Here is a 7,432-nt window from a genome sequence, read left to right as displayed (position 1 = left end):
CTGAGATGCTGCAAATGCATTACCTACAGCCGATGCATCAAGCTCCGTTAATCTGCTCGCATCAGTATTGTATTCTTCAAACTTGTCGGTACAAGATGAAATACCAATAGCTGTAACCAAGACTAAACTTGAAGCAATGATATATAATCTAAATTTTTTCATAATTGATAATTTTTATTAATTAAAACGATAAGTTTAAGTTCAAACCAATCTGGCGGGTTGTAGGTAAAGAGAATCCTTCCTGACCAACAGCAGTATTAGATGCACCTGCAGAAGATTCAGGATCGAAACCTTTCGCTTTATTCATGATAAAGAATAAGTTACGTCCAACTAAAGACACAGAAGCAGCCTGGAATGGTGCTTTCTTTAGTAAGTTTTTAGGTAATGCATAGCTTAGGGATGCCTCACGTAAACGAACGTTTGAAGCAGAATAAGACCAAGCTTCACCAATTGGAGAATTACGTCCACCTACAAACTTCCAATACTGCTCTGAAGTTATTGAAACCGTATTTGCTGCACCAGCAGCGGTTACACCTGGGTAAACAAAGCCTGATCTTCCTTCTAATGTTTCAGCAACCTGACCATCAGAGTAGATAATCGCGTTAGTAAACGAAGATACGCTACCACCTATACGTGCAGTAATTAAAGTATTCAAACTAAAGCCTTTGTAACTAAAGGTATTAGAGAAACCACCAGTCCAATCAGGACGGGAATTACCCATGTAAACGGTTGTTCCTGTTGTAATTAATGGTAATCCGTTCACTCCAACAAGAACTCTGCCACTTGCATCACGTTGAAAACCTCTACTGTACATCTGACCTAAAGACTCGCCTTCAACTGCACGCTGGAATACCATGAAGTCATTGGTTAAGTTAAGTACCTTTAAAGTAGGAGATAATTCAACTAATTTATTAACGTTTTTAGCATAATTCAAATCAAGATTCCAACGGAAATCGCCTTTAACAATAGGAGTAGCATTGATGGTTAATTCAATACCTTTGTTATTTACTAAACCGGCGTTAACATATTCAGAACTCCATCCTGAAGCAGGAGGTAAAGAAACTCTGAACAATTGGTTTTTAGAGTCAGAAGTATAGTATCCTAAATCGAATCCAAAACGATCATTAAAGAATTTTGCTTCTAAACCAACTTCTAATGCAGTTGTTAATTCAGGCAAAAGAGTAGGGAATGGTTTAGTACCATCTCTACTAATAAAACCACCATTACCACCAGCAGCAAAATTATAAAATTGAGAAGTCAGATAAGGAGATGCATCGTTACCTGTAGTTGCATAAGAACCTCTTAATTTAGCAAAAGAAACTGCTGTAGGCAAAGTAAAGATGTTTGAAAGAATTGCAGAGAAACCTCCTGAACCAAATAAATAGGACTGATTTGCTTTTGGTAAAGTAGATGACCAGTCATTACGAACAGATCCTGAGATAGTAATTGCATTCTTGTAAGTGAAATCTGCTGTAGCAAATACACCTTGCTTTTCTGTTTGAACAAAAGAACGGGAGTCTGAAGGAGCACGACCGTTAGATGGAATAAACAAATTATCCCTGTTCAAACCACCAGCGTTAGTATTTTGGAACTTTCTGTCAAGGTGTTGAAGACTCGCACCAAATGTTGCGTCAACAGTTAAATCATCAAGTATATTCTCCTTGAAGATACCGATTAAGTCAAAGTTAGTTTCAGCAACATCCCTGAATTCTGTCTGGTAGTTACCAAAGTCAGCGATGGTATAGGTATCATTATACCATTTACCTTCGAAATCATCTATTGTTTTATCAATACCTGCACGACCCATTATACTCAATGAAGGAGCAACCTGATAAGTTAAGGATCCGAATGCAGTTATACGATCTCTGTTATCAGCAGAAATAACACGATTTTTAGTCCAGAATGGATTTTCACCACCGTTTGAACCTGGATTCCAGTAATTCTGACGCAATTTACCAGAAGAAGGATCAATGTAATCATACTTTTTAGCCTGCTCCAATGAAATATTACGTGGAATACGCAGGATATGACGCTGGTTATTCTGGTAAGCCTCACCAGTGTATTGTCTGTTTCCGATATCCTGCTTCAAATAAGTAGCCTTTGAATCATAAGATAATTTAGGGCTTACTTTACCAGTAAGGCGTAAATTCAAAGTGTTTCTGGTTAACTTATTATTATCAATGATACCTGTTGCATCTACTCTGGTGTAAGCGAAATAGGTTTGAGCTTTTTCGTTACCGCCAGAGAATGCTAAAGTATTTGACAACTGATTTCCTACAGAATAAAAATCCCTATAGTTATTTGGCTGCGGAGTCATGTTGTAAACTTTACCAGCATCTGCAGGATCATTGCCCCATAAAGCAACCGACTGACCTGTCATTTTTGGTCCCCATGAACCTTCCTGAGCTCTGTTGTAAATACCACCAGCACCTTGTCCAAACTCATTCTGGAAATCATAAAGCTCAATCATTGTCTCTAATTGAGAAGAGCTGTTGAAAGAAACCCCAGAACCTTTTTGTGCACTACCTTTTTTGGTACTAATCAATAATGCACCGTTTGCAGCACGCGAACCGTAAAGAGCAGTTGCAGAAGCACCTCTTAGTACAGTCATTGACTCGATGTTATCAGGGTTAACACTAGATAAACCATCACCACCATCACGGCCACCATTACCGGTACCTGGACTGTAGTTTGAGTTGTCCATTGGCACACCGTCAATAACGATCAAAGCCTGGTTGTTTCCAGTGATTGAGCGGTCACCCCTAAGTACAACACGGGTTGAACCTCCAAGACCTGAAGAAGTACCGGCAACATCAAGACCAGCAACACGACCGATCAATGATTTACCAATATTTAACTCTCTGGCTTTTTGAAACTGATCAGTATTGACCTTTTGAGTTGCATAACTCAGGACCTTCTGATCTTTTGTAATACCCAAAGCAGTAACAATTACTCCTTCAAGTTGTTTTGCATCAGATTCAAGACGAACATTTAATGTTGTTCTTCCATTAACTGAAATAGTTTGACTTGCAAATCCAATGTAGGTAAATACCAACGTTGCATTTGACGGTACTGAAATTGTAAAGCTACCGTTAGCATCAGTGCTTGTACCCTGAGTTGATCCACTCACCTTAATGCTTACAGCAGGAAGAGGCAAGTTGTCAGAGTCGGTAACCTTTCCGGTAACGCTGATATTCTGCGCAAACACATAGGTCTGGCACAATAGAAGCAATACGACTAGTTTGTAAACTTTTTTCATCATAATACTTTTTTAGTGTTAGATATAAATAATTAATTGATAAACCAATTGATACACAAAACTTATGGATGTATTACATACCACTTGGCAAGACTAAAGTAATGCTTTTTTTTATTTTAGCAAATATTTAGTAAAGTGATTGGTAATTATAAAATTTTAAAATAAACTATTTGTAAATAACTGATTAATAAATAGTTATAATAAAAATAAAAAAAATAAAAAAAAATAAAATAAGTTATTAAACCAATGTGGAAAAATAATATTGGGATAAAGAGTCAATTATCGGAGTAAATTGAGGCCAGAACACATGAAAATCAAAATTTGTTATAACAATTTCGTAAAATTTATGATACTATTTTACTGCATTTTGATCTAATTCAATAACATTCAAAAAACAGGTAGAGGGTATATATAAACAAAACAGATAAATTAATATCCATAAGGCAGGATCAGGATCATTATACTGAAGGCCTGCTGAAACAACAAAGAGTACAAGGAAAATGGAATTGAAAATTTTCATGGTATTGTATTAACCCTCCTACTTATTTAGGTAATAAAGCCGGATCACCGGAATCCAGATAAGACTCATATTGTTTAAGAAGTGCTGGATCTCTTGGACGGCCGTAGATATCACTTGATTTATACTTTTGCAGGTCAAATGCTTTTTTCATCCATACATCACGTCTGCGATCACGGGTTACAGTATATATTAATTTAGGAACAAACTGTGGTGGTATTGCCAGAATCCCATCCTGATCACCAATTACCAGATCTCCTGGCATAATTACAGCTTTACCTATTCTGATCGGAACGTTAATACCTGAGACTGTTGCATTACTTAAAGGTCCGGGATAAGTCCCGCGATAAAAAGCCTGCATTCCACTTTGGGATATATTCTCAGTCAGGTATATTCCACCATCGACAATTAAACCTGTGCCTGTCGTCTTCCATATATAATAGGATAGCTTATCTCCTACATAGGTACCACCCTGTACTTTGCCATATAAATCAACGATGACCAGATCATCCTTTTGAAGCATATCAATAGTAGTCCTGTTGTTCAGGCCGGTAAAATTATTTTTATCAGCTTCTGATTGCATTCCGGCAACCAGATCCGGACGGGATGGCATAAACTGTACAGTAAATGCGCGTCCAACGAGTTTCTTACCGGGAATGATAGATTTCCAGCCATCCTCATACTGATTGGCATATTCTCTCGGAATAGATCCAATAGCCTCAACAACCTGAATATCCATTTTACGGATTGTATCCAAAATTGCTGCCGGTATCATCGGGCGGCCGCCCGGAAAACGACTATAAGGATTTTTTGCAGTAAAACTTATCATTTGCTCTTCAGTAAAATTATAAAGCTGAGCATTTGCCTGAGGTGTAAAAAATGGAGCTGCAAACAATCCGAAAAGGATTAGCATTGGCTTATAACCCGGTTTGAATAATTTTTCCATGGTATTTTAGAGTGAGATACGAGATATGAGACAATTATCTATTCATTTGACATTTAGTATTAATTCTGAATCAAGAATCAAGAACCAAGAGCCAGGAACCAAGACAAGATATGAGAAATCCAATTGACATTTAGTAGTTATCACCGACAACAGACAACTGACAACCGACAACAGATCTATGAGAAACTGGAATTTTGGAATAATAGGAACCGGAATGATTGCTGATATTCATGTAAAAGCAATTCAGAATATTGAAAATGCCACTCTGGTAGGCGTTTGTGGTTCTGATCCGCTTAAATCCCTGAAATTTGCTGAAAAATATAAATTAAAGGCATTTGCAAATTATGAAGAAATGCTTCATTCGGAAGATATTGATATTGTAACAGTTGCAACACCCAGTGGACGCCACATGGAGCCTGCCATAGAAGCCGCACGCTGTGGCAAGCATGTAATTTGCGAAAAACCCCTTGAAATTTCTTTGGAACGAATTAAGAAAATGATTGAAGCCCACAAAAAAGCCGGGACTTCTTTAGGAGGGATTTTCAATTATCGGTTTAATGATGCGGTTGCACATTTAAAGAACGCAATTGATCAGGGTCGCTTTGGTAAAATAAGCTATGCATCTGTGCATGTACCCTGGTGGAGAACTGATGAATATTACAAGAGTAGCTGGCGTGGAACCTGGAAGCTTGATGGCGGCGGGGCCTTAATGAACCAGAGTATTCATATGATCGATCTCCTTCAGTACTTGATGGGGCCTGTAGATTCTTTACATGCTTATATAGCAACAAGAGGCCATGATATAGAAGTAGAGGACACTGCAACAGCCATTGTGAAATTCAGGAATCAGGCTTTGGGCGGAATTTATGGTTCTACAGCCTCTTTCCCGGGGCAGTTTCGTCGTATAGAAATTACCGGTACCCGGGGGACTGCAATCATGGTTGAAAATGCTTTTGCTGTTTGGCAATTTGCTGATCAAACAGAAGAAGATATTAGAATTTTAAAAAGTTTTAAGGAAATTGAAGGCGGCGGCGGAGTGTCTGACCCGGCGGCAATTTCGTATCAATCACATCAAAAAAATATTGAGGCTTTTATTGCATCTGTTGAGTCCGGCCAAATTTTTGAAATCAGTGGAGATGAAGCCCGCAAAGCCGTTGAGATTATATTGGCTATTTATGAATCAGCTAAAGAAGGGAAACAAATTCATTTAAAGCATGATTAAAATATTGCAGCTTGAAATTATTCTAATTAATTCACACAATTCTTATGAAGATTATAACAAATACATTTCTAATTGTATGCGGACTGCTTTTTTCTATCGAATCTTCTGTCTCGCAGGATAAAATTTCTCAAAGGACTTCTGAATCAATGTTATGTGTAGGGAATCATTGGACTCCTGAAGAAGGTAAATCTTTTCTCAACAGGATGGAACAGTCATATACTACATCTGCAGCCTGGAAAAATCGTGCAAAACAGATCCGTGAGCTTATTTTAAAAGGAGCTGGTTTAGAGAAATATCCTAAAAAGGGGCCTCTTAATCCTATTTTCGGCGAAAAGCGAGTTTTCGATGGTTATCAGGTGCAAAATGTCGCTTTTGAAAGTCTGCCGGGAGTATATGTCACCGGTAGTTTATATACTCCGACAAATTCAAATGGAAAGCTTCCGGGAATATTAAATGCGCATGGACATTGGACAGAACCTGGTGATGTGGGTCGGTATCGCCCCGATGCACAAAAACGTTTTGCATCTCAGGCAAGAATGGGTGCAATGGTATGGGCTTATGATGCGGTTGGATATGGGCAAATGGAGGAATTAGGGTGGATACATCAGCATCCCGAAGCATTAAAGCTGCAATTATGGAATAGTATACGTGGCATTGATTTCCTTCTTATGATGGGTGCAGACCCTGAAAAAATTGGTATGACCGGTGCATCAGGCGGAGGTACTCAGACTTTTCTGCTCGCAGCAGTTGATGATCGTATAGCTGTTTCTGCGCCGGTCGTGATGGTGTCGGCTCATTTCTTTGGCGGATGTGTTTGTGAAAGTGGTATGCCCATTCATAAAGGCCGGAATTTTCAAACCAATAATGTAGAAATTGCCGCTCTAGCAGCTCCAAGGCCAATGTTATTGGTTTCTGTTGGTGGCGATTGGACAAAGAATAATCCGGAAGTGGAATATCCGCACACAAAATATATTTATAATTTGCTGGATAAACCCGGTTTGGTAGAAAATGTGCATCTTCCAAAAGAATTTCATGGTTATGATGAAAATAAACGCGCTGCAGTTTATCCTTTCCTTGCAAAACATCTCGGACTTGATCTGACTAAGGCTATGAATCCGGATGGAACGCTGAATGAAAAGATGATTGTAATTGAAGACCAGAAAGCTCTGTATCCCTTTACTGATAAACATCCTTTCCCTGCCTCTGGAATCAGAAATAATAATGATGTTGTTTGGAAATAGCAACTGGATCAAGGAGCAAAGAACAAGGAATAAAGACTATTAACATTTCATTTGAGATTTATATCACTGACAACAGACAACTGATAACAGACAACAGAATCAAGAATCAAGAGCCAAGAGCCAGGAACCAAGACTAAATCGCGTTTCATTGAGAATTAATGTTATAGAATAAATAGCAGAGAATAATGGCTATTACCAATTGATTTAACATTTAGCAGAATATCCCTGACAACAGACAACAGACAAC

Annotated in this window: 5 protein-coding genes; 2 read left to right on the top strand and 3 right to left on the bottom strand. The window is 38.3% G+C overall.

Annotated elements, in window-relative coordinates; translation table 11 throughout:
* Positions 1 to 181: 181 nt before the first annotated feature.
* From Q8M41_RS03410 to Q8M41_RS03405, 3 genes are all read right to left on the bottom strand, one after another.
* The gene (locus Q8M41_RS03410; protein ID WP_305363840.1) at positions 182 to 3,262 is read right to left on the bottom strand and encodes a SusC/RagA family TonB-linked outer membrane protein; all 3,081 of its coding nucleotides are present in this window, start codon (positions 3,260 to 3,262) and stop codon (positions 182 to 184) included.
* 349 nt (positions 3,263 to 3,611) lie between these two features.
* Complete coding sequence (locus Q8M41_RS18175) at positions 3,612 to 3,779, bottom strand: transmembrane 220 family protein (RefSeq protein WP_370870431.1); 168 nt, start codon at positions 3,777 to 3,779, stop codon at positions 3,612 to 3,614.
* Between the two features lie 22 nt (positions 3,780 to 3,801).
* Positions 3,802 to 4,722: an RraA family protein gene (locus tag Q8M41_RS03405; RefSeq protein WP_305363839.1), complete on the bottom strand. Its 921-nt coding sequence runs from the start codon at positions 4,720 to 4,722 to the stop codon at positions 3,802 to 3,804.
* A 178-nt stretch (positions 4,723 to 4,900) separates the two neighbouring features.
* Here Q8M41_RS03405 and Q8M41_RS03400 point away from each other — a divergent pair, with 178 nt between their 5' ends.
* The gene (locus Q8M41_RS03400; RefSeq protein WP_305363838.1) at positions 4,901 to 5,944 is read left to right on the top strand and encodes a Gfo/Idh/MocA family protein; all 1,044 of its coding nucleotides are present in this window, start codon (positions 4,901 to 4,903) and stop codon (positions 5,942 to 5,944) included.
* Between the two features lie 44 nt (positions 5,945 to 5,988).
* Entirely contained in the window at positions 5,989 to 7,185 is a 1,197-nt protein-coding gene (locus Q8M41_RS03395; protein WP_305363837.1) for a S9 family peptidase, read from the top strand.
* The last annotated feature ends 247 nt before the right edge of the window (positions 7,186 to 7,432 follow it).

Origin of the sequence: Daejeonella sp. (assembly GCF_030684675.1) — a bacterium.
Taxonomy (GTDB): domain Bacteria; phylum Bacteroidota; class Bacteroidia; order Sphingobacteriales; family Sphingobacteriaceae; genus Daejeonella.
This window is presented reverse-complemented; position numbering and strand designations above follow the sequence as displayed.